Raw genomic sequence first — 23,744 nt, forward strand, 5'->3', positions numbered from 1 at the left:
CTCTGTAGGCTGCAAGGTAAAGCCACCCACCTTAATCCAGCGGTGTGCCCCATTCACTTCGGAACCCACAACCAGTACGGCGAGCAGCAAGACGATGGTAATCAACCATAACGGGAATGCATTTTTAAACCATAGATTGAGGGAGACCCGATAGGTTAAAAATGCCACCACCGCCGCAACCACAATCGAGATACCATGACGAATCAGGAAGTAGAATGGGTTTTCATGAATATATTCCGCATACGGCATCGAGGCTGACGCCACCATCACCGAACCGAAGCACAGCAGGGAAATCACAGAGAAAATCAGGATATTGCGTGCTGTCATTTCTGCTGGAAACTTGGGCAAACGATTCAGCAGCTGTGAAATCTTCTGTACAGTCTTTTGTATAGCGTTTTGGGCTAAATCAGCCATAACTCTAATCCCTAGTTTTTATTTTCATTCAAGGCATTTACACAGGCCACGAATTGATGTCCACGATCATTGTAGCTCTTAAACATATCAAAGCTGGCGCATGCTGGCGAGAGTAAAACCACATCCTTTGCATGGGTCGCCTGTTTGGCCAAATCCACCGCATGCTTTAGGCTATTGGCATGCTGGATGATGGTGGTTCCCTGAATGGCCTGTTCAATCACTGCCGCATCTTCACCAATCAGAATCACACTCTTGACATATTTGTGGATGGCATCACGTAATGGCTTAAAGTCCTGTCCCTTGCCCTGCCCCCCCAGAATCAGTGCCAGCTTGCCTTTCTTGACCTCAATCGCAGCCCCTAAACCATCAATTGCCGCCAGTGTTGCGCCAACATTCGTTCCCTTGGAATCGTTATAGTAGCGTACCCCATCAACAGTTTTGACGTATTCACAGCGATGTTCCAGCCCCTTAAAGGTTTTTAGGGTGTCAAGCATGGATTGCATTGGCAAGCCAACCGCCTCACCCAATGCCAGGCAGGCCAGTGCATTGGCAACGTTGTGCATCCCCTGAATGTACATTTCGGAAGTTTTAAGTAACCGTTCACGTCCACGCGCCAACCACATGGTACCATCTGCATCTCGCAACACGCCATACTGATTCAGGTCAGGCGCATTAAGACCAAAACTTTGCATCGGCGTGACATCTGGAACCAGTGGACGGCTTAGGTTGTCATCACGGTTATAGACTACTTTTTTCACGCCCTGAAAAATACGGTGCTTGGCCTTGTGGTATCCCAACATATTGCCATGACGATCCAAATGATCTTCACTCATGTTCAACACCACAGCCACTTCCGCATTCAGGTGGGAAGTTGTTTCAAGCTGAAAGCTGGACAGTTCCAGCACAATCAGCTCAGGTTGATCTTTCAGTAAATCCAGTGCAGGACGGCCAAGGTTGCCACCCACAGCCACTTTTTTGCCTGCATCCTGCGCCATCAAGCCAACCAATGTGGTCACGGTGCTTTTTGCATTTGAGCCTGTAATTGCAATAATTGGAACTTCTGTTGCGCGACGTAACAGCTGGATATCGCCCACAACAGCAATACCCTGCTCAATCGCCTGCTGGATTTCAGGTAGCTGCGGCGCAAGGCCTGGACTTAGGATAATTTCTTCTGCTTGTTGTAAAAGTTCTGAATCGAGTTTGCCAAAGCTGGTTTTCACTCCAGCGGGAATCTGGTCATGCCCAGGGGGAGTTTCCCGAGAATCCGTAACTGCAACCTGGTAGCCTTGTTCATGTAAAAAGTTAACCGCCGACACACCTGAAACCCCCAGGCCCGCCACGACTTTTAATCCACCACGTTGTATTAACATTTTCGTTCCATTTTTGCAGTTCACAGAATGGCAAAAATGTTAGCACTTTACTGTTTTAAATGCTTTTTCAGTTTTGGTTTTATTCAGGCTTTTTTGTGTCAGTGCGTAAAAGTAAAAAAATCGCCCATATCCTTAAATATGGGCAACCCTTATATTGCTAACGCCACTTTACCGTTTGGATCGCCTGTGACTTTTTCGTCTCTTTTTCATCAGTAGAACAGCCACAGCCCCCAGCACAACCCACCAGCATTTTAGGTTTTAACCATGTGGCCAGATGTTGCCACCCTAAACGCTGGCACAGATTCGACAACGCCAGAAATGCTGCATTTGCTGTTTGAGGAAATACTTTCTTAAATACCACCACAGCACTCCACAGCACCAATACAGCAACAATCAAGTACTCAAACATAAGCATCTCTCCAATGATTCCCTCCTTTTGTTAAAGGGAGGTCAGGTGGGATTTCCTACCCCCAAATGCGTGATGCAATCTGGTAGGTAAAAAACGACATTAAATACGCTAAACCAAACAAATACGCAGTCATCGCCGCCACATGCTTCCATGAACCCGTTTCACGGCGTACCGTTGCCAGTGTTGACAGACAATGCGGCGCATAGATAAACCACACCAGCAAAGACAAACCTGTTGCCAGCGACCAGCCTGTACCATCAGCACTGATCAAGTGTGCCAAGCCTTGTGCCACCGCATCATCGTCTGCACCCGACAGTGCATAGACGGTACCCAGTGCAGCCACCACCACTTCACGGGCCGCCATCGCTGGGATCAAGGCGATACAGATTTGCCAGTTAAAGCCAATCGGGGCAAAAATAGGCTGGATCACATGCCCCAGCATCCCTGCAAAGCTGTAGTCAATTGCAGGTTGGGTTGCACCCTCGGGTGCCTGCGGAAAAGTACACAGGAACCACAGCAAAATCGACAGCGCAAAGATAATGCCACCGACACGTTTTAAGAAAATTTTGGCGCGGTCCAGCAGTCCAATCCCGACACTTTTCAGGTCTGGAATACGGTAACTTGGCAACTCAAGCAACAACGCATGTTGTGATTTGTCCTTTTGCAGGAATTTCATCACGATGGAAACACAAAGCGCGCTGACAATACCTGACATATACAGGCCAAACAACACCAGACCTTGCAGGTTAAAAATACCCCATACGGTTTGCGCTGGAATAAAGGCCGCAATCAGCAAGGCATACACAGGTAACCGTGCTGAGCAGGTCATCAGTGGTGCGACCATAATCGTGGTAAAACGATCACGTGGATCACTGATACTGCGTGTTGCCATAATTCCAGGTACGGCACAGGCAAAGCTTGAAAGCAATGGAATAAAGGCGCGCCCACTCAGACCAGCCTTGAACATCAACTTATCTAACAGGAACGCTGCCCGTGGCAAGTAACCTGATTCTTCCAGTACCAGAATAAAGAAGAACAAGATCAGGATTTGTGGCAGGAACACCACCACACCACCAGCCCCTGCAATAATGCCATCCACGACCAGACTTTGTAGCAATGGCTGGGAAATGTGTTGTCCCAGGGTTTCTCCAAGCCAGCCAAACAGACTTTCAATCCCATCCATGAATGGTGCAGCCCAGGCAAAGACCGCCTGAAAGACAATAAACATCATCACAGCCAAACTAATCAAGCCCAGCACTGGATGCAGGAAAATCTTATCCAGAAAATCGGTGCGCTTATCTTCCTGATCAACGAAATTCACCACATCCCTGAAAATCGTTTCAATTTTCTGATGGTGTCCACCTTTCAAACCACTGAGCTCTGTTTGTGGAACCGTGTATTTCTCCTGGTCCAGTGCGTGCAACAGGTTTTCAATGCCTGTGTTACGGACTGCTACAGTCTCGACCACGGGTACGCCCAAACGTTCTGACAGTTTCTGGGTATTGATCTGGATGCCACGGCGACGTGCCTCATCCATCATGTTCAACACCACCAGTATTGGGCGGCCCAGTTCAATGATTTCCAGCACCAAGCCTAAATGCAATTTTAAGTTGGTTGCATCCACCACGCATAAAAAGGCATCCTGCTGCCCCTCTTCCGCGATCTTGCCCTGACAGACATCACGGGTGATTTCCTCATCTGGACTGGTGGCCTCTAAGCTATAGGTTCCTGGCAAATCCAGGACACGAACACTCCGACCTGACGGCAACTGGAAATGCCCGACCTTACGCTCTACCGTTACCCCTGCATAGTTGGCAACCTTTTGGCGGGTTCCTGTCAGGTGGTTGAATAAAGAGGTTTTACCACAGTTTGGATTCCCCACGAGGGCAACACGTAACGCATCACTCATGCAGGTGCTCCTTCAAGTTGAATTTCAATTTTTTCAGCCTCAGTTTTGCGTAATGCGAAACGAGTAAAGCCAATCTGGATTAGAATCGGATCGCCACCAAACACACCTTTGGTAATTACCTGCACCTGAGTGCCTGGCACAAAGCCCAAACTCTCTAAACGCACTGCTACAAGATCTGGCTGTCCAGTCTCATCGACCAGGCGATTCACCTTAGTGATTATCGCCGTTTGCTTGACTTTTAATGCTGACAATCGCACCGCTTCTAACCCTTGACTCTTTTATTGCAAGTATACAGGCAAATGAGAATAATTACCAAAAACAATATCAATGGCATTTCCTTTTTTGACAGATCGACAACACAAAATTTTTCTTTTACAGTGCAGATGAATCAAGGACACTGGCTGTTATGTTAAATAAAAAACCTCGTATTCCCTCTGCGGTCAACATTCCTGAACATTTGAGTTTTTTACAGGGTTTTCGTGATTATCTGGTGGCGCAAACCGTTAGCCCCCATACCCGTAATGCCTATCTCTCCGACCTGATTCAGTGCAGCGAATTACACACATCGGTTTCATTACCGCAATGGTCGAGTGCTGACATTGCCGATGTGCTGATTGCGCTGACCAAGTCTGGTAAAAGTCCCCGTTCAATTGCACGTTGCCTATCGGCCCTGAGACAGTTCTATAAATTTTTAAGGGAACAAAAACTGAGGGATGACAACCCTGTTGCCACCCATCAATCCCCTAAAATTGGTCGAGCATTGCCAAAGGATTTATCAGAACAGGATGTTGAGTCGCTGATCAATGCGCCTGACACTAACACCGCCCTAGGCCTACGTGACCGTGCCATGCTGGAAGTGCTGTATGCCTGCGGCTTACGTGTCTCTGAGTTGCTCAATTTACGCATGGAACTGATCAATTTAAAGCAGGGCTTTTTACGCATCACAGGCAAGGGCAATAAAGAGCGTCTTGTTCCACTCGGACAATATGCCTGTGACTGGATTGAAAAATATCTGCTTGAATCACGCCCTCAACTCTACAAGAGCAGTACCGATTATCTATTTCTCACCCAGCACGGTGGCATCATGAGCCGCCAGAACTTTTGGTACGCGATTAAACGCTATGCGCTACAGGCCAATATTCAGGCGGAGTTATCACCGCATACCCTGCGCCATGCCTTTGCCACCCATCTTCTCAATCACGGCGCGGATTTACGTGTGGTGCAAATGCTGCTTGGGCATAGTGACCTCTCCACCACCCAGATTTATACCCATGTTGCTCAACACCGTATGCAGGAGTTGCATGGTAAATACCATCCACGGGGATAAAACCACCACTTGTCCAAGATTGGGATAAAACTTGATTTTGTTCACAATGCATCAGCAAGATTTAACGAAGTCATGGCATTTTTTTGTTATGCTAAGCCCCTGAATATATGAATATGAACAAAAAAGGTTCCTTATGTTGTTTAACCGTTCCAAGCTTGTACTTGCATGTACATTAGCATCGACATTATTGGTAAGTGCTTGCTCAAAAGAAAACTCAGCACAAAAACAAGATGCCCTGACAGCGAGTGCGCCTGCAACTGGTGAAGCATCAACCTTAAATGAACGCAATACCCAGCAGCGTCTGGTTTCAACGCTGGAAAAGCATTTTAAAACCGCCAATATCAATGCCAAAATTTTGGCGGTGAAAAAAACCGAAGTGCCCAACTTATACTGGGTGAGTCTGGAAGGGATGGGTTCAGTTTATGCCACGGCTGACGGGCAGTATATTATTCAGGGTGATGTAATTCGTTTAGGCGACAAACAGTTGCACAATGTCAGTGAGGCATTGCAGTCAACAGAGAATAAAAAACACTTGGCCGCCCTTAAAACAGAAGACCTGATTGTTTATCCAGCGCAGGGCGGTAAAGCCAAACATGTGATTTATGTGTTTACCGATTCAAGCTGCCCTTACTGCCACAAACTGCATGAACATCTGGCTGAAATTACCGCTAAAGGCATTGAAGTGCGTTACATCGCATGGCCTCGTGGTGAGCAGTTTATGCCAACCATGACCGCGATCTGGTGTAGTGAAGACCGTAAGGCCGCCTTTGATCAAGCCGTTCAGGGTTTACCTGTCCTCGCTGGAGAATGTAAAAACCCAGTACGTGACCAATATCAACTGGGTCTCAACATGGGCGTAAATGGCACCCCAGCAATTTACAATGTTGAGGGTGAATATCTGGGTGGTTATATGACCCCTGACGAGATCATCAAGCGACTTGAAAAATAAATTATTCTCTCTCCATATACACCAGAACGAATTGGGCGACAGATTAAAGTGATCTTAGCCCTAGTGTCTACGCAGTTTTTTAGCTATGATCAAGCTTCATTAAAACGATTGAATAAAATGGAGTGTGACGTGAAACCAGTTCGTCTGGCGATACTCGGTCTTGGTACTGTTGGTGGTGGAGCCCTTAAATTATTACAAGAAAATGCTGCTGAAATTAAACGCCGTACTGGTCGAGAAATTCAAATTACCCATGTGGGTACACGCCGTCCACGTCCAGACTTAAATCTTGAGGGTATTCAACAAAATGATGACCTGATGCACATCGTACGTCAACCTGATGTAGATGTCGTGGTTGAAGTCATGGGTGGCATTCATCCTGCCTATGAAGTCATCATGGAAGCCATTAAACATGGCAAGCAGGTGGTTACCGCAAACAAGGCTTTGCTTGCTGAACATGGCAATGAACTGTTTAAGGCGGCAGAAGACAATGCCGTGCAGATCGCCTATGAAGCGGCGGTTGCTGGCGGTATTCCAATTATCAAGGTGATCCGTGAAGGCCTTGCAGCAAACCATATTCAATGGCTGGCAGGGATCATCAATGGTACAGGCAACTTTATCCTGACAGAAATGCGTGAAAAAGGCCGTGCCTTTGAAGATGTGTTAAAAGAAGCTCAGGAACTGGGCTATGCCGAAGCTGACCCAACCTTTGATGTTGAAGGCATTGATGCGGCCCATAAACTCACCATTTTAGCCTCTTGTGCTTTTGGTATTCCGCTACAGTTTGACAAAGTCTACACCGAAGGCATCAGCAAGATTACCGCACAAGATGTGAAATATGCAGAAGATCTTGGTTTCCGCATCAAGCATTTGGGTATTGCACGCCGTGCAGCCAATGGAATTGAGTTACGCGTCCATCCAACATTGATCCCATCCGAAGAACTGATTGCCAATGTCAATGGTGTTAAGAATGCCGTTCTTGTGCAAGCTCATGCAGTTGGTCCTACGTTGTATTACGGTGCTGGCGCAGGTGCAGGTCCAACCGCTTCTGCGGTGGTCGCCGATGTGATTGATATTGTGCGTGATATTTCCTATACCGAAGATGGTGCAGGAACGATTCCTCAACTGGCATTTGAAGCACTCACCAATGTGCCAATCCTCAGCCGTGAGCAAATGACCACTGGATACTACATTCGCCTCAATGCCGAAGACCAGACGGGTGTATTGGCCGATGTCACCACCATTCTCAGCCGTGCGGGGATCAGTATTGATGCCATTATGCAGCAATCACGCTTAAAGGATTTAATTCCGATTGTGATTTTGACTGATCCAGTGCTTGAGTCCAAGATGGATGAAGCGCTTGCACAAATTCAGGCATTACCTACAATTCATGGCGAAATCATCAGAATTCGTTTAGAATCGCTCGATAGTTAATCAGGTTGAGGGAAAATGACTTCCCTCTCCCCGCTCTACCTCATATTGGAACACCATCATGTCGAATGCCAATCGTTATACTGGTCTTGTAGACCGTTATCGTGACCGTTTACCTGTGTCTGCAACTACACGTGCAATCTCTTTGGGTGAAGGTAATACTCCACTAATCAAACTAGAGAACATTCCACGTATTATTGGCAAAAATGTTGAAATCTATGTCAAATACGAAGGTCTGAACCCAACAGGTTCATTTAAAGACCGTGGTATGACTATGGCGGTGACCAAGGCAGTTGAGGAAGGCTCTAAAGCGATTATCTGTGCCTCTACAGGTAATACTTCAGCAGCGGCGGCAGCTTATGCGGCCCGTGCAGGCATCAAGGCATTTGTACTCATTCCAGAAGGCAAGATTGCCATGGGTAAAATGGCACAGGCGATGATGTATGGCGCGATCACTATGCAAATTCGTGGTAACTTTGATGATGGTATGCGTCTGGTTAAAGAAGTGGCTGATCAGGCACCTGTCACCATTGTAAATTCAATCAACCCGTATCGTTTGCAAGGTCAAAAAACCATTGCCTATGAAATCGTGGAAGCTTTAGGTCGTGCACCTGACTATCACTGCTTGCCCGTCGGTAATGCAGGGAATATTACTGCACACTGGATGGGTTATACAGAAGCAGTTGCAAACCAGCCTGCTGACCAGTTTGAACAAGTGATCTATGATGCATCAACTGATCAATTTACTGGCCCTAAACCAGAAGGTTTACCGACCATGGTCGGTTATCAAGCTGCTGGTGCTGCACCATTCTTACGTGGCGCGCCTGTAGAGAATCCAGAAACTGTTGCAACAGCGATTCGTATTGGTAATCCACAGAGCTGGAACCATGCCAAAGCGGTGGTACGTGACTCTAAAGGCTGGTTTGACGAGTTACAGGATGCTGAAATTCTTGAAGCGCAACGCTTACTTTCAATGTATGAAGGTGTGTTTGTGGAACCTGCTTCTGCTGCCTCTATCGGTGGCGCAATCCGTGACATCAAGGCGGGTAAAATTGCTGAGGGTTCTGTGATTGTATGTACTGTGACAGGTAACGGTTTGAAAGATCCTGATACTGCAATCAAGCAATGTGCTGATGCAGTCATGTTGTCCATCGATGCCACCATGGCCCAAGTGAAAAATTCAATTCTTTCAAATATGTAAGCTATCATTGATAGATCAAAAAACCTGCTACGGCAGGTTTTTTTAATCTTCAGGCGTTAAGATTCTTTTTTCATTTCCTTAAACAGTTCAGCCCGCTGCTCATCACTTAAGTCCAGTTCTTCTGCCAACTCTTGAATGAGTTCTTCAACAAGGGCTTCGGCATCAAAGTCTTCACCCTCTTCTTCGTCTCCCCAGTCATCTTCATCATAGCTATACTGCTTGGCCAATTCTTTTTCAATCGTTTGAATTTCTTCTAGGCCAATTTCTTTAATTTCAAACAAAGGCTGCTTCAATAGCGAATTCACAGCATACAATGCTTCATCTTGCCAAGCATCAATGACAAGAGTTTGTTTTGCTTCATCATAACTTAAACCAGATTGTGCACTAATCATTGCCTGCAATAAAATCGGTTGCGCTGAAAGTTCTTCTAAGCTACCTTTTAGTTCAATTGCTGAATAATCATAATCAGCAAAAATATGCTCAACTTTAGATTTAAAAGCATCTAAACTTTCTGAATATATTAAACCCGCAAAGCATTCATCATGTTCCTCAACCCATCGTTGTTTTTTTACAGACCATAAACCATAAAATTTGACTTGATTTTCGAATTCAACCAATTGGAATTTTTGCATTCCAGCAAGCTGAATAAATTCAAAGGTATCATCGTCACTTAAACTTACTGGTAATACATCGTCAGAGATATCCCCTGCTTCGCAGATATGTTCACCACAACGTGAATATACGAAATCATCTAATTGCTGCAATAATGCTTCATCAGCATCAAAAAGGGATTCAACTTCATGTAATGCAAAATCACGCGCTCCATCTATCTCAAGTTTTTTATAAGCTAATTCAGCCTGTTGTTTATTATCAAAAACATTAGCAATACGATTGCCAGCTACGTAGAAAGTTTCATCGTTATAACCAAAGTATTTCTCACGAATCACATAGCTGCCCATGTTGTTCCCCTAATTTATTTATCACTCAATTGTTTGTTTTTTCTGATGTAAAACTTAAGCACTGTAAAGCCAGTGTTATGATTTAACATTAACTGATTTTTATTTTAAAAACCAGTATCATGCGTTGATACAAGACAAATTATGTCGCTTCATTTTGGCATAAAAAAACTCTTCTTGATGAAGAGTTTTTATTTTAAAAACTGATCTACGCAGTATTAAATACGTTTTGGCAGTGTTGCAACCCAATTCAATAGATTGGTAGCATCATTGGTACGTGCCTGTGAACTGGATGCACCAAGCAATACCACAACCGCTGGACGCGAATTTACTGTGGTGTGCATCACCACACAACGCCCTGCCTCATTGATATAACCTGTTTTTGACAGGTTAATGTTCCAGCCACCATTACGCACCAAGGCATTGGTATTGTTTGACTTCAACATACGATAGCCTAGATTGAAGTCATAGGCTGGCGTGGTAGAGAACTGACGAATCAAGCCATATTGTGAAGCTGCACTGACTAGAATGCCTAGATCACGTGCTGATGAAATATTATGAGGGTCCAGCCCCGTTGATTCAGCAAAACGGGTAGAGCTCATACCTAATTGCTTTGCCTTAGCATTCATGGCTGCAATAAAGGCAGGACGGCCACCTGGATAGGTACGAGCCAAAGCGGCTGCCGCAGGATTTTCAGACTTCATCAAGGCAAACAACAATGCTTCTGCACGGTTCATTGTGTCGCCAACACGCAGGGTTGAACTGGAGTTTTTGCCACCTGCACCCGCAAAATCAATGGATTGCAATGTAATTTCTTCAGACATATTTAAACGTGCGTCAGCAGTCACAACGGCTGTCATCAGTTTGGTAATTGACGCAATTGGCACAGACATGTTGCTGTTTTTGCTGTACAGCACTTCACCCGTTTGCGCATCCATCACCAGCGCAGCGCGGGCATTGACTGAAGGCTGGCTACTATAATTGATACTGTTGCTAAAAGTGTCGCGAATTTGTACAGTATTTTTAGGGCTACTCGACGATGTAATGGTTGCAGAACCACCACTGCGCAAAGTTGTCGTCACAGAGGTCGAGCCTTGCGGACTAATCTCTAAAGGTTCATCTTCCTCCATTAACTGGCTAGCATCATTCGCAGACCAGTTTAATGACGCAGAACCATTTGTACCCGAAGCAACTGGACTGTTATTGACCACCAGCTCGGCAAAGCTTGTTGAACTCCACGCCAACAAGATAGACATGCCCAACACATGGATGACAGATTTTTTAGAATTTTTCACGACACAATACTCAACTCAAGACGCTGCACATTTGCGCTTACTATCATTATGCCTTACATTTGAACAAATCGGGTAAAGCTTTTATAGACACAATTGTGTACAACTATTCGCTAGAAACGGAGAATAGGATTGCTAATTTTGTCGTTTCAATGCAAGCTAATTTTGCTTTATGTAACAAAAAAACCAGTTTTTCTGAAAAAAAGGAGGTCTTCTTGATCACTGTTCTTGTTGTTGATGATCATGAGCTCGTACGCACAGGCATTTGCCGTATGCTGGAAGACCATCCAGATGTTGATGTTGTTGGGCAGGCTGAGTCTGGAGAGGAAGCCATTGCCCTAGTTCGGCAAAAACATCCGCAGGTGGTGCTGTTAGATGTAAACATGCCTGGCATTGGTGGGGTTGAAACCACACGTCGGCTATTACAGACAGCACCTGACACTAAAGTAATTGCGGTGAGTGGCCTTACAGAAGAACCTTATCCATCCCTGTTACTTAAGGCTGGGGCAAAGGGTTATATCACCAAAGGTGCGCCGATTGCAGAAATGGTGCGTGCCATTAACAAGGTGATGCAGGGCGGTAAATATTTCAGTGCCGACATAGCCGAACAACTCGCCAGTTCCTATCTTTCCGACACCCAACAATCTCCGTTTGATGCTCTTTCTGAACGTGAAATGCAGGTGGCAATGATGGTGGTCAACTGTATCAGTGCTCAGGAAATTGCAGATAAATTATTCGTCAGCGTAAAAACCGTAAATACCTATCGTTATCGTATTTTTGAAAAACTGGGAATTGATAGCGATGTCAAGCTTACCCATCTTGCGATTCGATATGGACTCATTAAACCTTAATCTTTAGTCATCGCCTATGTTGGGACAAATTGCCTCCTCTGTATCACAGACCATCTATCGACTAGGGATTTGGTATAGTGGTTATCGCCTGATTATTTCAGTCAGCCTGATCCTGATTTATGTGCTTACCGCAGAACAACTGGGCAACAACTATCAATACCCTTTTCTCTATTTTTATACACTGCTGTGTTATACCTGCGTCAACATTTTTCAGCTCTTTTTACTGAAACTGCTTCCACTGCAAATCACCAAGCAACTGATCTTTGTCTTTATTGTTGACGTGATTTGCCTGAGCCTAATTACATTTTCAGCAGGTGGGCCAAACCTCCAGCTTAGCCTGCTCTACGTTATTATTATTTTTTCATCCGCCATTCTGCTTAATGCCCAGTTATCCTTAATCGTCACGCTGTTCGCGGTAATTATGGTGGTTTACCAGCGTTTTCTTGGCAACTTTTTTGACTACAATAATTTAAATCATCTCGGCAATAGCGCTCTCCTTGCCTTTCTATTTTTTGTGGTGCATGCGATTGGCCGTATTGCAGTGCAACGCTTTAAAATTCTGGAAACCTTAACTTTCCACCAATCTATCGAGATCCATCAACTCCAGAACATTAACCGCTATATTCTCGAACAGATCGAGGATGGTTATCTGGTGCTGGATGAAAGCAGCCATATTGTACTCAGCAATCCCGCCGCCAATACCCTGCTGGGTGTTCATTTTCCTATTTCGGCGGAAAAAACACCACTGATCAAATGGCAGGCCGACCTGTTCGAATTGATCAGGCTCAGTGACCTGAAAGATGGTGAGGAATTTAGTTTTGAATCCCAACAAAGCCCTTATACCGTCAATATAAAGGTTAAGCACCTCGTCGTTCCTGAACAATTCCTCATTTTATTGATTTTAAAAGATGCACAGAAACTTAACCAGCAAGTCCAGCAATTGAAACTGGCGGCCTTAGGACAGCTCTCCGCCAGTATCGCTCACGAAATTCGCAACCCTCTGGCTGCAATTGTACAGGCCAATGAACTGCTCAAGGAAAGTGATGCCCATCAACAGGACATGCTTTCACGCATGATTGGCAAACAGGCCAAGCGGATTGACAGCATCATTCAGGATACGCTGGAAATGGCACGCAACAAGCCGACAGAGGCACAGGTCATTCACCTGACTGATTTTTTTGGTAGCCTACTCAATGAAGATTTGGCTGATGTAAAACAACAGATTCAGCTCAATCTTCCTGAACGAGCCAGTATCCTGTTTGATGAAAAACAGTTGAGGCAGGTCATGATCAACCTGATTCGCAATGCATTGAGACATAATGCCGCAGATGCGGAACATATTGAGGTGCAGGTGCATTTAAAAGAGGGGCGAATCTGTATTGATGTCATTGATTTTGGTACAGGCGTGGCAAAACGCGATATTTCTCAGCTATTCAAGCCATTTTTTAGTACCGCAATTAAAGGAACTGGTTTAGGATTGTACCTATCTCATAGCTTTTGTGAGGCAAATCATGCAAAGCTCACCTATGTTGAGCGACAACAAGGAGCATGTTTCAGGATTGAATGCTCAAAAATTCATTGATTTAGATTAGGTTTTCGGGGAAATGGCAACTAAACAACCACTCGTCTTGCTGGTAGACGATGAAGAAGACTTATGTCTCCTCATGCAAATGACGCTTGCACGAATGGGGATTAAAACCCATCTCGCCTATCGTGTAGAGCAAGCAAAAAAGTTTTTTACTGAATTTCAGTATGATGCTTGTTTAACAGACCTAAACCTTCCAGATGGTAATGGTCTCGATTTAGTCAAACACGTAACACAGAACTATCCCAATACACCGATTGCGGTACTAACTGCCTATGGCAATATGGATATTGCTATTGCGGCATTGAAAGCGGGTGCATTTGATTTTGTCAGTAAGCCTGTCAATCAAACACATTTAGACCAGTTGATTCAAAAAGCGTTAAATCGCCCACAACCTGAACAGGAAGCAGCTGAAACAGCTTTAGAAAATAAATTACTGATTGGGCGATCGGCACCAATTCAACAATTACGTATCGCACTCAAGAAAATTGCCCGTTCTCAGGCACCTGTATTTATCACGGGCGAGTCTGGAACAGGTAAGGAAGTCGTTGCCAATCTGGTTCATCGTCTAAGTAACCGTAGTGAAGGGCCTTTTATTGCAATTAACTGTGGTGCCATTCCAACCGAATTGATGGAAAGTGAACTGTTCGGACATAAGAAAGGCAGTTTTACAGGTGCGGCACAGGACAAACAGGGCTTAATTCTGTCAGCACATGGTGGTAGCTTGTTTCTGGACGAGATCGCAGAACTACCACTCAATATGCAGGTCAAATTATTACGTGCCGTACAGGAGAAGAAGATCCGCCCTGTCGGCTCAGACCAAGAAATTGATGTTGATTTCCGTGTGATCAGTGCCAGCCATCAGGATCTTGAACTTCTGGTTCAACAAAGCCGCTTCCGTCAGGACTTATTTTTCCGTATTCACGTCATGGATATCGTGCTGCCACCTTTGCGTGAGCGTGGCCAGGACATTCTCCTGCTGGCGAATCACTTTATCCAGAAAATTAGCCAGGAATGGGAACTCCCTGCAAAAACCCTGTCTTCTCGTGCAGAACAATTCCTGTTACAACAATATTTCCCAGGCAATGTGCGTGAGTTACGCAATATCATTGAACGCGCCATCACCCTCAGTGATGACGAAAATATCGATCTTGCACACTTGCAAACAGCCCCATTACGCGGCTCAATTGCGACTCCTGTCACCATGCCCTTTGCAACGCAGGAAGAGAATGAGCAGGTTCATCCAAGCACTAGCCCTGCAATGAGTTCTAAAAAACTTCCGCCTGAAGGACTGGAACGCTATCTAGAAAATATTGAGAAAGAAATCCTGCTCAATGCACTCAATCTCACGCACTGGAACCGTACTCTGGCGGCCAAGAAACTGGGCATGACGTTCCGCTCTTTACGCTATCGTTTGAAAAAATTTGGACTCGATACTGAAGATGATGAGTAATACGCTGATCTAAAAATAAAGCCCCTTTAAAAGGGGCTTTATTATGTTAAAGCTTACTTTTCAGCACCAGTTCAGTGACATGTTCTAAATAACTGTCCTCTTTCATTTCTGGTGGCAAGGGATAGGTCTGGTTTGGCTGAATCCCCTGTCCCTCAATCATGTTGCCATTTGGGGTGTAATAATGCGATACCGTCATTTGCAGGGCTGCGCCACTTGGAAGTGGAAACAGTTTTTGTACCACACCTTTACCATAACTGTTCTCCCCAATCACCCATGCCCGTTTATGTTCTTTCAGGGCTGCGGTAAACACTTCAGCCGCTGATGCAGAACGGCGGTTGATCAAAATCCCCAGTTTAATATTCTGAAACTCATTGGAGGGCAATGCCTGAAACTGCTGATCACCCTCGGAACGGCTTTTTGTGGTGACAATGAGTCCCTGATTCAAAAATAAGTCTGCTGATTCAACCGCAGCGGAAAGCAGTCCACCTGGATTATTGCGTAAATCCAGCACAACCGCCTTTAACTTGGTTGAACTGTATTCCTCAATCAGTCGTTTGATTTCATTGGCCGTATCTTGCTGGAATACCCGAATTTTGAGTACCAGTACCTGATTATGTAATAAAACAGGTTCAATATCAGTTTCAACTTTTTTATTCCGAACCAGAATTACCGTGCTATTGCTGTTTTCAGGTTGTATTTGCAGGGTGCTGCCAATCGATCCATAAAGTAAACCCTGCACTTGATCTTGATTCAGGCTCTTTAATTCCTGATTGTCAATTTTCAGGATGGTTTGCCCATTACGCAATCCCAGCTTATTGGAATCCGACCCTGTTTTTAGGTCATGAATCTGCCATAAGCGGGTAAAGCTGTCATAATTTAAATTAAAATCAACAGAAGCTAAATCACCCTCGGTATATTGAATCAGCTGGCGATATTCCTCAGCAGACAGATAACGGGAATAGCGATCCAGACCACTGACCAATCCCTTAATGGCCTGCTGAAACAGGGCATCATCAGATTTCTTGTCAACATAGTTGTCCCGTACAATGCCATAGATTTGTACAAACTGTTGAATTGACTCAATTGGCACTTCGGCGCTGCTATGCGGTGCAGTCTCCTCCACCCAGCCCGATGGATGTGGGCTTGGTGCTGCATATAGGATATGTCCCCAACACATCAACAAACCTACATAGAAAGCCCTGTGGATGTTGTTGTGCTGGTTCATTGGTTCACCTTTCTAAAGAAGCTCTTCTTTTAAAAACAGGAGCTAAGGGAAATTTATTCCAAAGTAATTAAATTTTTACCCTGCATTTCTGGCGGTACAGGAATCTGCATCAAATGAAGCAGTGTTGGCGCGACATCTGCCAAAACCCCACCCTCAGCAATGGTTGCCTGCGTTGGCCCAACATAGATAAATGGAACCAGTTCAGTAGTGTGCTGGGTATGAACCTGTCCACTGTCGTAGTCCTGCATTTGCTCTACATTACCATGATCGGCGGTAATTAACATATGCCCTTTGTTTGCCATGACAGCCTCATAGACACGTCCCAAACAAGTGTCCACTGTCTCAACCGCTTTTACCGCAGCGTCAAACACACCCGTATGCCCGACCATGTCACCGTTGGCATAGTTCACCACCAACAGGTCAAACTCACCTGAATTAATGGCATTCACCAGTTCATCAGTGACTTCTATGGCACTCATTTCAGGTTTCAGGTCATAGGTTGCCACGTTTGGTGATGGAATCAGGATACGCTTTTCACCTGTATATTCATCTTCACGACCACCACTAAAGAAGAACGTGACGTGGGCATATTTTTCAGTTTCAGCAATACGCAACTGGGTTTTGCCTAAACCAGACAGGTATTCACCAATGGAATTTTTAAGTTCTTCAGGCATATAGGCAACAGGCGCATCAATGCTGGCCTGATAACGGGTCAGCATCACAAACTTTGACAAATGCGGAACAACTTTACGTTCAAAGCCTGCGAAATCCTTTTCAACAAAGGCACGGGTGATTTCACGGGCACGGTCAGCACGGAAATTCATAAATACAATGCTGTCACCATCCTGTACCTTGACGGTTTCACCAATACGGGTTGCTCGAACAAATTCATCGTTCTCATTCGCCGCATAGGCCTGTTCCAAGCCATCAAGCGCAGAAGTGGCAACACGGATTGCCTCACCCTCGGTCATCAAGCGATAGGCTTCTTCAACACGGTTCCAGCGATTGTCACGGTCCATTGCAAAATAGCGGCCAATCATTGAGACAATACGCCCCTGATTTGGGTATTGGGCAAACATGGCATCCAGTTTTTGCAGCGATGGCTTGGCACTGCGTGGTGGTGTATCACGACCATCGAGGAATGCATGTAGATATACTGTTGCACCACGTTTTAGCGCAAGCTCACACATGGCAACGATATGGTCTTCATGCGAGTGTACACCACCCTCTGACAACAACCCCATGACATGAACGGCACCATTGGCTGCTTTGGCTTTTTCAACCGCATCAACTAACACTTCATGCTCAAAAAAAGCACCTGTCCGAATATCTTTAGTAATCCGTGTAAAGTCCTGATATAAAACACGACCTGCACCCAGATTCATATGCCCCACTTCTGAGTTACCCATCTGTCCATCAGGCAGACCGACATCTTCACCTGAACCAGAAATTAAACTATTGGGATGCCTGGCTTTCATGGCGCTGAGGTTTGGCGTTTTTGCCGCCAGATAAGCGTTGTCCTCAAGCGCTTCACGATGTCCCACGCCATCCATAATGACCAGAACGTGAGGAATTTTGCCAGCATTTGCATCCGTCATAATGGACTCTCTGTTTGTCTATCATTTGATCGGCATAGTTTACCGAAATTTGATGAATTTCTCCATGATCTTGCAGACGCTTTAATCAATAATGATTATCAATTCAAACCATTCAGACTTCTAGCGTGCGCGATAGAGCAAATAACTTCCTGCCACAAACATCAACAGGATTGGCAGCAAGACAAACCACGCTGGGGAAGGCGCATACACCAGACTGGCATAGCCCAAAAAATCCTGTAAATAGAAAAAGCCCAGTCCTGTAAATAATGCAATTACGAGACGGAAACCCATCGATTGCTGACGCAATGGACCAAAAATAAAGGAACAGGCGATCAATACCAGCGTAATCAGGGCAAAGGGTGAAGCAACTTTTTGCCAGAATGCCAATTCATAGGTTTTTGGCACCTGACTATATTCTTTCAGGTAGCGCATAAAACTGATCAGTTGGCTTGGCGATAAATCCTCTGGGTCCAGCGTCACCATATGTACATATTTAGGTTGTAATGCCAGTCCCAGTGGCTGTTGCTCATGATCAGTCTTGATCGCATTACCCTGAGCCAGTAAATCGACCTGATGCGACTCTTTTAAAGTCCACTGCCCATCTTTGACAAACTGCCCTTGTTCGGCACTGACAAAAGACTGCAAACGATAGTTTTGATCAAAATCAATGACATTAATATCACGAAGTTGTCCCTGGGCATTGGCATAGTCAATATAGATAAAGCGCTGCCCCTCACGTGACCAATAGCCCTTTACCTCACCCAAGGATGCGACACTACGCTGTTTTTTAATGCTCTGCGCCTTTTCATTGGTATATGGGATCACCCATTCACTCAAGGCAAACGACAGGATGATCAGCAATAAAGCTGAACGCATTACCCAACCCACAATGCGCCATAGGCTGATGCCCACTGAACGCATCACAATCAGCTCACTATTGGATGCCAATGCCCCCAGCCCTAAAACCGAACCAATCAATGCCGCAACAGGCAGGATTTCATAGAGATAGCGCGGCGCCCCCCACATCACAAACAGGAACGCCTGCCATGCGTTATAATCGGGTTTAAGCGAACCCAGCTCACCCAGATAGGTAAACAACACCTGTAGAAAAGACAGCACCAGCGTGGTTCCCAGCATGGCGAGAACCGTGGTTTTGGTGACATGTCTGGCGACTATTCGACGTGCTAACATCACAACCCCACTCGCTGCATACTTTTCTTGATTTTGGGTGCCAGCTTCTGTTTACGGGCAAAAATTGCCGCAGCACCTGCATATACCAACAACACCACTGGATAGGCCCAGATATCCAGTTGTTCCTTACTAATCCGCGTTTTAATCGCGATCATCAACACAATCAGGCTGGCAAAGATGAAAATGGCGGGAATCAGACGGTAATAACGTCCCTGCCGTGGGCTAACCTCAGATAAAGCCACGGTCAGCATCAGGGCAATCACCATGACCAATGGACCAAAAATCCGCCAGCCCAGCTCACTCCGCACCACGGAATCATCCCGCTTTTGCCATAGCTTGCTCATCGGCAATGCTTCCACATCATCACTTTCAAATTTGACATCCTTATCATTTTCCAGACGTAAACGATAGGACTGAAACTCGGCTTGAGTATATCTAGGCTGGTTTGGATAGATTTCGTAGCGACGGCCCTGAACCAGATCAACCACATTGGCGGTATCATTGGCCATTTCCACACGGGTGGCTTCTTTCGCCAGAATCATCACATCAGGCTTATCTTCCCGATCCGCCTTTTGGTAATAAAAAATATCCTTTAAATTCTTACGGTCTTCCGAAAGCGAACCTGCATAAATGGTATATGGCCCAGAAGAGATAAACTCCTTTGGTCGAACCAGATCAAAGCCCGCACGCACAGCCTGAGTCTGCATCAGGCTTTTATAGGCGCGTATTCCCGAAGATGCTCCCCAAAACATCAAGATAGACTGAACAATCAAAAATACCAGGGTCATTGGTAATAAGAGTCGTGCCAACTGGTTGCGGCTCACGCCACTGCCATTCAACACCGCCATTTCATGATCGACATACAGACGACCAAACACCAGCATCAGGCCAATAAAAAAGCCCAATGGCAGGATCAACGTTAAAAACTCAGGCAAACGATAGGCAATGATGCTCAGCAGGACATCACCGTCCAAACGACCCTGTGCAGCACGTCCAAAAATCTTGATCAACTGACCGCCCATAATGATTAGGGTGAGCAAGGCAGTCACCACCAGCGAGGTGGACACCACTTGTTTGACGAGGTAACGCCGAATAATCAAGGTAATGCTTCCAGATAGAGTCAGTCGAAAGGAAACTGTAGTTTACCCGAATGTTAAAAATATAAAACCTATCGCTTGTTGCCGATTGCAACCTCATATCCGAAAGTGTTTAATGGACTTATCTTTCTTTTTTGTCCATTAGGTTCGAAACAGACAATGAAATTTACACTGCAAACTGCATTTCCAGCACAAACATCAAGTGAATCTTTGTGGATATTGGTTGATTCAGAACAATTACAACAGAATTTAAATGCTTATCAAATCAACCAGCTAGATGACATTCTCAATGCCACTCAGTTTAAGGCGGGTTTTAATGAAAGCCTGCCGTTAATTGCCAATATTGCGGTACAGCCAAACGCCCAGCTACTGGGTCTTGGGAAAAGTGCAGAATTAAAAGCTATTAAATTAGCAAAACTCGCACAATCCATTATCAAATCATCACAAAATAAATTTAAGCACATCACGCTAGACATTTCGGCGTTACCGACTGATTTACATGGATTGTTTGCCTTGAACCTGACACAGGCAGCTTATGGCTATGATGCATTTAAATCCAAGAAGAATGAATTTGTGTTGGAAAGCATTGATCTGGTTGCAAGCGAAAGCCCACTGAATGATGCCCAACTCAACCTGATTCATGCAGTTCAGTCAGGTCAAAACTATGCGCGCGATTTAGGCAACTGCCCGCCGAATCTTTGTTTCCCAGAATATCTTGCTGATCAGGCCCTTGCCCTTGCCGCACAATATCCAGACCTACTCAAAGTCACGGTACTGGATGAGCAGCAAATGGCTGACCTGGGCATGTATGCTTTCCTTGCCGTCAGCAAAGGCTCAGAACGTCCAGGGCGCGTGATCACGTTGGAATACAATACCCAGGTAGATCAGGCACCTGTGGTACTGGTCGGTAAGGGCGTGACTTTTGATACAGGCGGTATTTCACTCAAACCAGGCTTGGGTATGGATGAAATGAAGTTTGATATGTGTGGTGCGGCCTCGGTACTGGGTACAATCCGCGCATTATGCGAAGCCCGACTGCCAATTCATGTGGTCGGTGCGGTTGCTGCGGCTGAAAACATGCCATCAGGGCATGCCACCCGTCCAGGTGACATCGTGACCACCATGAGCGGTCAAACCGTTGAAATTCTGAATACTGATGCCGAAGGCCGCCTTGTACTTTGTGACACACTGACCTATATCAAACGCTTCAACCCTGCCCTTGTGATTGACATTGCGACGCTGACAGGTGCATGTGTGGTGGCGCTAGGCAAAGTCGTCAGTGGGCTATTCTCTCCAGATGATGAACTGGTACAAGAATTACAACTTGCTGGCGAACAATCACTCGACCGTGTATGGCGTATGCCTGTGATGGAAGAATATCAAGAACTCCTTGATTCACCATTTGCCGATATTGCCAATATTGGTGGTCCTTATGGTGGTGCAATAACCGCAGCATGTTTCCTTGAACGTTTCACTCGTGATTACCGCTGGGCACATCTTGATGTGGCTGGTACAGCATGGTTATCTGGTGCAGCTAAAGGTGCAACTGGACGCCCAGTACCATTACTGATGCAGTTTTTAGCGAATCGTGTTGAAACGAATAACTAATCTATGGCACAAGTTAGTTTTTATTTGTTTGAAAACAGCGTTGAGCGGCAAGTTGATAGTGCTTGCCGTTTATGTCGAAAAATTCTGAATCAGCACCCACAGATTTGGTGGTATTGTGTTGATTCAAATTTACAAAATGAGTTGGATAACAAGCTATGGAGTTTTGATTCAAGTAGCTTTATTGCTCATGGAATTGATCAATTGAATAGTCCAGTGTGTATTTCAGCTGAATTACCGCCATCGAATGATTGGATTGTATTTAATTTTAACAATCATGCACTTGAACAAACTCAGGATTTTCGCCACATTATCGAAATTATTGAAAATAATGAAACCGCGAAACAGGCTGGTCGGGAAAAGTTTAAAATGTATCGTCGTTTGGGTATCGAACCTCGAACATTTAAATTATAAGTCTGCAACAAAAAGCATCATTTTGAGGAGTGTCGCGTGGCATTAAATGTAGGTCAGGATTTTAAAAAACGCTGGTTAAATGCACCTGAAACAGTCCGCCAGACTTATCAGGAAGATTTGGCACGTATCTGTGATCTATTGCTACCGCAAACCCTGATTCAAACATGGAAGCAACACGAAGAGAAAGCGCAGCAGCGTTCCCAACAACGCATCGATCAGGCCTATGCCGACTTAAAGGCAGAATTGATCGAACAGGCACGTATCCGCAAACAGCAGGCTTTGGAAAAGGCATTGGCGGAAAAACGTGCTGCCGAGGCGGCTTATGCAGCACAGCTACAGGCAGATGAAGAACAGCAGTTTGAACAGCAAACTGAAAATCTTGTTGCTCTTCGACAACACATTGATCAAGAAATTGCACAACACACTGAACGTTATCAACCAAATCCTGAACAGCCAAGCGTTGATTACGCCCAAGGTCAGCGCGTTGTGATTGAAGATCAGCAAATTCTATCTGAACTGGAAAGTGTCCGTGTCCGACTGGAATTAGAAGCGGAAAGTTTGATTGAACAAGCGGTCACAGTTTTTAGAGCAAAATTACATGCGATTGCGCAAGATGAAATTGATTACATTCTGAAAAACAGTCAGTTCTCAGACGAGAAATGATAAAAAAGCCCAGTTCATCAAACTAGGCTTTTTTATGTTTGCCATTCTATTTTAGAAAACCATTTTCCGCTAAAAACGCCATACTGATATTCGATTCGGTTTTTTGCTCTGCGGCCTTATCACCCAACAATAAGCGCTCAATATAACGAGCTAATACATCTACTTCCAGATTCACTTTGGTTCCAACCTGCCATGTCCCAATATTGGTACGCTCAGCCGTATGTGGAATCAGGTTCAGGCTCAGGATATTGCCACGTAAATGGTTAATGGTCAGGCTAATGCCATCTACCGTCACAGAACCTTTTTCTGCCAGATATTTTGCCAACTCAGCAGGCGCGGTGACCTCAAAATACAAAGAACGTGCATCCTGACGTACCAGAGTAATTTCACCCAAACCATCGACATGCCCACTGACAATATGCCCCCCAAAACGTGTGGTCGGCAGCATCGCCTTTTCAACATTCACCGCCTGGCCAACTTTCCATTGGCCTAGTGTGGTACGGTTTAAACTCTCACGCGAAACATCCGCCGCATACCAGTTTTCGCCCCAATCAATGACCGTCAGGCAAATTCCATTGGTGGCAATTGAGTCTCCCAAATGTACATCAGACATATCCAAATCAGTTTGAATACGTAGACGAACATCACCGCCTACACTTTGCAGGCTCTCAACCTTACCTAAACTTTCAATAATGCCTGTAAACATAAAATCTCTCCTAACGCCTCTTTTACCACAAGGCCAATTGGGTACTATTGCCTGTAGTATCCACCCCACCCAACTCAGCAAAGTGATACAACTGTCCTAAA

At 45.3% G+C, this 23,744-nt stretch carries 23 protein-coding genes; 10 read left to right on the forward strand and 13 right to left on the reverse strand.

The window, feature by feature from the left end:
* The 5 genes from B4H32_RS04140 to B4H32_RS04160 form a co-directional block, all read right to left on the reverse strand.
* On the reverse strand, positions 1 to 414 hold a 414-nt coding region (locus tag B4H32_RS04140; protein WP_286800198.1), incomplete at its 3' end, for an FtsW/RodA/SpoVE family cell cycle protein.
* An 11-nt stretch (positions 415 to 425) separates the two neighbouring features.
* Positions 426 to 1,784: a UDP-N-acetylmuramoyl-L-alanine--D-glutamate ligase gene (gene murD / locus B4H32_RS04145; protein WP_286800200.1), complete on the reverse strand. Its 1,359-nt coding sequence runs from the start codon at positions 1,782 to 1,784 to the stop codon at positions 426 to 428.
* 157 nt (positions 1,785 to 1,941) lie between these two features.
* Complete coding sequence (locus B4H32_RS04150; RefSeq protein ID WP_004674299.1) at positions 1,942 to 2,193, reverse strand: DUF6587 family protein; 252 nt, start codon at positions 2,191 to 2,193, stop codon at positions 1,942 to 1,944.
* A 55-nt stretch (positions 2,194 to 2,248) separates the two neighbouring features.
* A complete protein-coding gene (feoB, locus tag B4H32_RS04155) occupies positions 2,249 to 4,102 on the reverse strand; it encodes a ferrous iron transporter B (protein ID WP_286800207.1) in 1,854 nt (617 codons plus the stop codon).
* A complete protein-coding gene (locus B4H32_RS04160) occupies positions 4,099 to 4,359 on the reverse strand; it encodes a FeoA family protein (RefSeq protein WP_004674296.1) in 261 nt (86 codons plus the stop codon). Before B4H32_RS04160 ends, feoB begins: the two co-directional genes overlap by 4 nt.
* 149 nt (positions 4,360 to 4,508) lie before the next feature.
* On the opposite strand from B4H32_RS04160, the gene xerD reads away from it, so the two are divergent.
* From xerD to thrC, 4 genes are all read left to right on the forward strand, one after another.
* On the forward strand, positions 4,509 to 5,429 hold the full coding sequence (xerD, locus tag B4H32_RS04165) for a site-specific tyrosine recombinase XerD (protein WP_286800213.1): 921 nt from the start codon (positions 4,509 to 4,511) through the stop codon (positions 5,427 to 5,429).
* Positions 5,430 to 5,562: 133 nt separating this feature from the next.
* Positions 5,563 to 6,378: a DsbC family protein gene (locus B4H32_RS04170; RefSeq protein WP_004680763.1), complete on the forward strand. Its 816-nt coding sequence runs from the start codon at positions 5,563 to 5,565 to the stop codon at positions 6,376 to 6,378.
* Positions 6,379 to 6,507: 129 nt separating this feature from the next.
* Positions 6,508 to 7,809 (forward strand): homoserine dehydrogenase, encoded by a 1,302-nt coding sequence (locus tag B4H32_RS04175; protein ID WP_004674291.1) that lies wholly within the window; start codon positions 6,508 to 6,510, stop codon positions 7,807 to 7,809.
* A 58-nt stretch (positions 7,810 to 7,867) separates the two neighbouring features.
* The gene (gene thrC, locus B4H32_RS04180) at positions 7,868 to 9,007 is read left to right on the forward strand and encodes a threonine synthase (RefSeq protein WP_004680764.1); all 1,140 of its coding nucleotides are present in this window, start codon (positions 7,868 to 7,870) and stop codon (positions 9,005 to 9,007) included.
* Positions 9,008 to 9,063: 56 nt separating this feature from the next.
* On the opposite strand, the gene B4H32_RS04185 is transcribed toward thrC, so the two are convergent.
* A complete protein-coding gene (locus tag B4H32_RS04185; RefSeq protein ID WP_004680765.1) occupies positions 9,064 to 9,966 on the reverse strand; it encodes a hypothetical protein in 903 nt (300 codons plus the stop codon).
* Between the two features lie 215 nt (positions 9,967 to 10,181).
* The gene (gene pbpG, locus B4H32_RS04190; protein ID WP_004756360.1) at positions 10,182 to 11,258 is read right to left on the reverse strand and encodes a D-alanyl-D-alanine endopeptidase PBP7/8; all 1,077 of its coding nucleotides are present in this window, start codon (positions 11,256 to 11,258) and stop codon (positions 10,182 to 10,184) included.
* Between the two features lie 212 nt (positions 11,259 to 11,470).
* Between pbpG and B4H32_RS04195 the strand changes: the two genes are divergently transcribed.
* Genes B4H32_RS04195 through B4H32_RS04205 form a run of 3 tightly spaced genes read left to right on the forward strand, consistent with a single transcriptional unit; the run spans position 11,471 to position 15,144 of the window.
* Positions 11,471 to 12,106: a response regulator transcription factor GacA gene (locus B4H32_RS04195; RefSeq protein WP_004674275.1), complete on the forward strand. Its 636-nt coding sequence runs from the start codon at positions 11,471 to 11,473 to the stop codon at positions 12,104 to 12,106.
* Positions 12,107 to 12,122: 16 nt separating this feature from the next.
* The gene (locus B4H32_RS04200) at positions 12,123 to 13,688 is read left to right on the forward strand and encodes a sensor histidine kinase (protein WP_004763680.1); all 1,566 of its coding nucleotides are present in this window, start codon (positions 12,123 to 12,125) and stop codon (positions 13,686 to 13,688) included.
* 22 nt (positions 13,689 to 13,710) lie between these two features.
* Complete coding sequence (locus B4H32_RS04205) at positions 13,711 to 15,144, forward strand: sigma-54-dependent transcriptional regulator (protein ID WP_004680769.1); 1,434 nt, start codon at positions 13,711 to 13,713, stop codon at positions 15,142 to 15,144.
* A 46-nt stretch (positions 15,145 to 15,190) separates the two neighbouring features.
* On the opposite strand, the gene B4H32_RS04210 is transcribed toward B4H32_RS04205, so the two are convergent.
* From B4H32_RS04210 to lptF, 4 genes are all read right to left on the reverse strand, one after another.
* The gene (locus tag B4H32_RS04210; protein WP_004756365.1) at positions 15,191 to 16,369 is read right to left on the reverse strand and encodes a S41 family peptidase; all 1,179 of its coding nucleotides are present in this window, start codon (positions 16,367 to 16,369) and stop codon (positions 15,191 to 15,193) included.
* 53 nt (positions 16,370 to 16,422) lie between these two features.
* Positions 16,423 to 17,967 carry a 2,3-bisphosphoglycerate-independent phosphoglycerate mutase gene (gene gpmI, locus B4H32_RS04215; RefSeq protein ID WP_286800249.1) on the reverse strand — a complete coding sequence of 515 codons (1,545 nt, stop codon included), beginning with the start codon at positions 17,965 to 17,967 and terminating at the stop codon, positions 16,423 to 16,425.
* Positions 17,968 to 18,087: 120 nt separating this feature from the next.
* The gene (lptG, locus tag B4H32_RS04220; protein ID WP_004800362.1) at positions 18,088 to 19,158 is read right to left on the reverse strand and encodes an LPS export ABC transporter permease LptG; all 1,071 of its coding nucleotides are present in this window, start codon (positions 19,156 to 19,158) and stop codon (positions 18,088 to 18,090) included.
* A complete protein-coding gene (gene lptF, locus B4H32_RS04225; RefSeq protein ID WP_004756371.1) occupies positions 19,158 to 20,258 on the reverse strand; it encodes an LPS export ABC transporter permease LptF in 1,101 nt (366 codons plus the stop codon). Before lptF ends, lptG begins: the two co-directional genes overlap by 1 nt.
* Positions 20,259 to 20,414: 156 nt before the next feature.
* On the opposite strand from lptF, the gene B4H32_RS04230 reads away from it, so the two are divergent.
* Genes B4H32_RS04230 through blhA form a run of 3 tightly spaced genes read left to right on the forward strand, consistent with a single transcriptional unit; the run spans position 20,415 to position 22,937 of the window.
* Positions 20,415 to 21,863, forward strand: a complete 1,449-nt coding sequence (locus B4H32_RS04230; protein WP_004680774.1) for a leucyl aminopeptidase — start codon at positions 20,415 to 20,417, stop codon at positions 21,861 to 21,863.
* Between the two features lie 3 nt (positions 21,864 to 21,866).
* Positions 21,867 to 22,274, forward strand: a complete 408-nt coding sequence (locus B4H32_RS04235; protein ID WP_004680775.1) for a DNA polymerase III subunit chi — start codon at positions 21,867 to 21,869, stop codon at positions 22,272 to 22,274.
* Between the two features lie 36 nt (positions 22,275 to 22,310).
* Positions 22,311 to 22,937 (forward strand): cell division protein BlhA, encoded by a 627-nt coding sequence (gene blhA, locus B4H32_RS04240; protein WP_286800254.1) that lies wholly within the window; start codon positions 22,311 to 22,313, stop codon positions 22,935 to 22,937.
* Positions 22,938 to 22,983: 46 nt separating this feature from the next.
* Here blhA and B4H32_RS04245 read toward each other — a convergent pair whose 3' ends face one another.
* Positions 22,984 to 23,643: a riboflavin synthase gene (locus B4H32_RS04245; protein WP_286800259.1), complete on the reverse strand. Its 660-nt coding sequence runs from the start codon at positions 23,641 to 23,643 to the stop codon at positions 22,984 to 22,986.
* Positions 23,644 to 23,665: 22 nt separating this feature from the next.
* The coding region (locus B4H32_RS04250; protein ID WP_286800263.1) for a hypothetical protein at positions 23,666 to 23,744 on the reverse strand (79 nt) is incomplete at its 5' end.

Source organism: Acinetobacter sp. UBA2063, assembly GCF_002333245.1.
Lineage (GTDB): Bacteria > Pseudomonadota > Gammaproteobacteria > Pseudomonadales > Moraxellaceae > Acinetobacter > Acinetobacter parvus.

What these genes read in the sequence shown, in the direction of transcription:
- murD (WP_286800200.1), bottom strand. Translation starts at nt 1,784, where the DNA reads ATGTTAATACAACGTGGTGGATTAAAAGTCGTGGCGGGCCTGGGGGTT.
- B4H32_RS04150 (WP_004674299.1), bottom strand. Translation starts at nt 2,193, where the DNA reads ATGTTTGAGTACTTGATTGTTGCTGTATTGGTGCTGTGGAGTGCTGTG.
- feoB (WP_286800207.1), bottom strand. Translation starts at nt 4,102, where the DNA reads ATGAGTGATGCGTTACGTGTTGCCCTCGTGGGGAATCCAAACTGTGGT.
- xerD (WP_286800213.1), top strand. Translation starts at nt 4,509, where the DNA reads ATGTTAAATAAAAAACCTCGTATTCCCTCTGCGGTCAACATTCCTGAA.
- B4H32_RS04170 (WP_004680763.1), top strand. Translation starts at nt 5,563, where the DNA reads ATGTTGTTTAACCGTTCCAAGCTTGTACTTGCATGTACATTAGCATCG.
- thrC (WP_004680764.1), top strand. Translation starts at nt 7,868, where the DNA reads ATGTCGAATGCCAATCGTTATACTGGTCTTGTAGACCGTTATCGTGAC.
- B4H32_RS04185 (WP_004680765.1), bottom strand. Translation starts at nt 9,966, where the DNA reads ATGGGCAGCTATGTGATTCGTGAGAAATACTTTGGTTATAACGATGAA.
- B4H32_RS04200 (WP_004763680.1), top strand. Translation starts at nt 12,123, where the DNA reads ATGTTGGGACAAATTGCCTCCTCTGTATCACAGACCATCTATCGACTA.
- B4H32_RS04205 (WP_004680769.1), top strand. Translation starts at nt 13,711, where the DNA reads ATGGCAACTAAACAACCACTCGTCTTGCTGGTAGACGATGAAGAAGAC.
- B4H32_RS04210 (WP_004756365.1), bottom strand. Translation starts at nt 16,369, where the DNA reads ATGAACCAGCACAACAACATCCACAGGGCTTTCTATGTAGGTTTGTTG.
- gpmI (WP_286800249.1), bottom strand. Translation starts at nt 17,967, where the DNA reads ATGACGGATGCAAATGCTGGCAAAATTCCTCACGTTCTGGTCATTATG.
- lptG (WP_004800362.1), bottom strand. Translation starts at nt 19,158, where the DNA reads ATGTTAGCACGTCGAATAGTCGCCAGACATGTCACCAAAACCACGGTT.
- B4H32_RS04230 (WP_004680774.1), top strand. Translation starts at nt 20,415, where the DNA reads ATGAAATTTACACTGCAAACTGCATTTCCAGCACAAACATCAAGTGAA.
- B4H32_RS04235 (WP_004680775.1), top strand. Translation starts at nt 21,867, where the DNA reads ATGGCACAAGTTAGTTTTTATTTGTTTGAAAACAGCGTTGAGCGGCAA.
- B4H32_RS04245 (WP_286800259.1), bottom strand. Translation starts at nt 23,643, where the DNA reads ATGTTTACAGGCATTATTGAAAGTTTAGGTAAGGTTGAGAGCCTGCAA.